Genomic DNA, 2,267 nt, shown 5'->3' with positions numbered 1-2,267 from the left:
CCATCCGGCGGAGCAGGGCGAGGCCTTGCGGTTCTTCGGTTTCTTCCGGTCCCGTGCCCGGTGTTTCAGGGCCTCGGTCAGGCTGGCACGCTCCACCTCCGTGAGGGCCAGCCTCCGCCCAGGCAGTCCAGCCCGTCCGCCGGGGTGGCGGCCAGGTCAGCCAATTCCAGCTCCGGCGGGGCAGGGTCCAGCGCGTCCACAATCGGCTCCAAGGCCGCGCACAGGGTCAGGCCCTGCCCCTTGGGCCAGCTCATCCAGAGCCCCTTGGCCGGGGCGGTCAGTGCCTTATAAAAACAGACCTGCTCGCGCACCACCCGGTTCTCAAAACAGTCGGGCAGGTCGATCTCATTCGCCATCAGAGCATCGCGGTCCGCATGGGTCAGCAGACCGCTTTCGCCGGGAGCCGTGGGGAACTCGCCCTCCGCCAGCCCCAGAACAAACACATAGTCCGGGTCGTCCAGCCGCATTTTGCCAGCACCAGCCAGCACCACGGCGTCCAGCGTCTGGGGGATGTGTCCCAGATCCGAAGTGCGGAGCAGTAGGCCGAACAGGTCCTCGTACTCCGCCACCGTGACGGTCTGTTCCCCCAGCAGGCGGGCCATCTCGTTGAGCAGGCCCATGACGACGTTCCACTCCCGGGCAGCTTCCTCCGCTGCCGGGATGCCCCGCTCGGCCCGGATGGCCTCGATGAGGCTGGTTTGCTGATCTTCGGCCCCCAATTCTTTGAGGCAGAAATAGAGGGCCCGGCTCATCTGCTCGGCATTGGCGGAGCGCAGCTTGCCCCGCAGGGTGTCCACGGCCCCCACCAGCAGGGCACGGGCTTTCTCGGCCCGGGCCAGGTTGGCAGTATCCTCCTCGGTGGGTTCCATATCGCCAAAGCCCCTGGGATTTTTGGTAAACTCCTCCCGCCAGGCCGCCGCATTGGGGGCCCAGGTATAGGCGTAGTTTTCCAACGCGCAGACCTCTTCCTCGGTCAGGCTGCACAGGCCGGTCTTGGCCAGGGTGGTCAGCTGCTCGGTGAGCTCCGCTCCCCGGGTCAGAGCCAGCAGGGCTCGCACGGCGGTGGCCGGGGCGCTGAACTCCGGCGTGGTAGGCTCATCGCAGTAGAGGGGAATGTCCGCCATCCGGAACTCATACCGCACGGCGGCCCGGTACTTTGCAATGTCGCGGCAGACCACGGCGATCTTCCCGCAGCGGACCCCCTGCCGCATCAGGCGGCGGATGGCTCCCGCCGCTGCCCTGGCTTCTTCCTCCCGGCTGGGGGCGGCAAACAGGTACAACCCGTCGGCCGTTTCCGGGGACAGAGGTTCACAGCGGCCTGTTTCCAGCAGACGGGTCACAGCCGCCAGCGCCGGGGCATCCTGATGGCGGAGGTCTTTCCGCAGCAGCTCCGGCACGGCTACTTCCGCCCCGTTTTTTCGGGCCAGCTGGCGCAGCTGTGCCGCCACCTGCTTGGCCCCGGAGAACAAACTCAGATCTTCCGGCTGCAACGGGGTCCCGTCATCGCACAAGGCCACCGTTACCATGGGCAATGCCGCCAGCATCGCCCCCATCAGCCTCTTTTTGGGGGCGTTGAACGTATCAAATTCATCTACAAAGACCGCCCGGTCCCGCAAAAACTCCGGCAGCTTTCCCGCCGCCAGTGCCGCTTCCAGCCGGTCGGCAGCCAGCTCCAGCCGGTCCGCCGGGTCCATGCCGGTGTGGGCCAGCAGCGTTTCATACCCCTGGAAGATGAGGCCAGCTCGCTGAGTTTGCCGCTCTCCGTGCCGCAGTTCCGGGCCAGCGCATAGAGCTGCTGTCCGGAAAGGCCCGCGCTCTTGAGCTCGTCAATGGTCTCCGCCGCCATCTGGCAGAACGCCGCCGAGCGGCGGTGGCGGTAGTAATAGTGCACATTGTCCTGCAGCTCTTCCAGCGCGCGGCGGACCAGCACTGTCCGCCCGGCATCCGAGAGGGTCTGCACCGCCGCGCCGCCCTCGGTGGAGAGGATCTTCTCGGCCAGGCTGGTGAACGAAAAGCTCTCCACCAGCCCGGAGAGGCTGTCCCCCAGTTCCCGGTAAATGCGGCCCTCTGTGGAGGAAGTAAACTGTTCCGGCACCAGCAGGATGCTGCGCTGCCCTGCCTCGGCCCGGGCCTTGACGCGCTGGTACAGCAGGGTTGTCTTGCCGCTGCCGGAGCCGCCTAACACGAATTTTAACATGAAAACCTCTCAGTCTCGCTTCGCTCGCCAGCCACTCCCCTTTCGGCACTTTCGTGCCACCTCCCCCCGG

General features: G+C 66.3%; 2 protein-coding genes. Both read right to left on the bottom strand.

Annotated elements, in window-relative coordinates; all coding sequences use genetic code 11:
* Positions 1 to 77: 77 nt before the first annotated feature.
* Entirely contained in the window at positions 78 to 1,694 is a 1,617-nt protein-coding gene (locus DXA70_RS13525) for a hypothetical protein (protein ID WP_243001429.1), read from the bottom strand.
* Complete coding sequence (locus DXA70_RS14980) at positions 1,592 to 2,197, bottom strand: hypothetical protein (protein WP_243001428.1); 606 nt, start codon at positions 2,195 to 2,197, stop codon at positions 1,592 to 1,594. Before DXA70_RS14980 ends, DXA70_RS13525 begins: the two co-directional genes overlap by 103 nt.
* Between the last annotated feature and the right edge of the window lie 70 nt (positions 2,198 to 2,267).

Source organism: Faecalibacterium sp. OF04-11AC, from assembly GCF_003460645.1.
Lineage (GTDB): Bacteria > Bacillota > Clostridia > Oscillospirales > Ruminococcaceae > Faecalibacterium > Faecalibacterium prausnitzii_I.
Note: the sequence above shows the minus strand (reverse complement) of the source record. Positions and strands in the feature narration are given on the sequence as shown.

Excerpts from the sequence above, each read along its gene's own strand:
- DXA70_RS13525 (WP_243001429.1), bottom strand. The coding sequence starts at position 1,694 with ATGGACCCGGCGGACCGGCTGGAGCTGGCTGCCGACCGGCTGGAAGCG.
- DXA70_RS14980 (WP_243001428.1), bottom strand. The coding sequence starts at position 2,197 with ATGTTAAAATTCGTGTTAGGCGGCTCCGGCAGCGGCAAGACAACCCTG.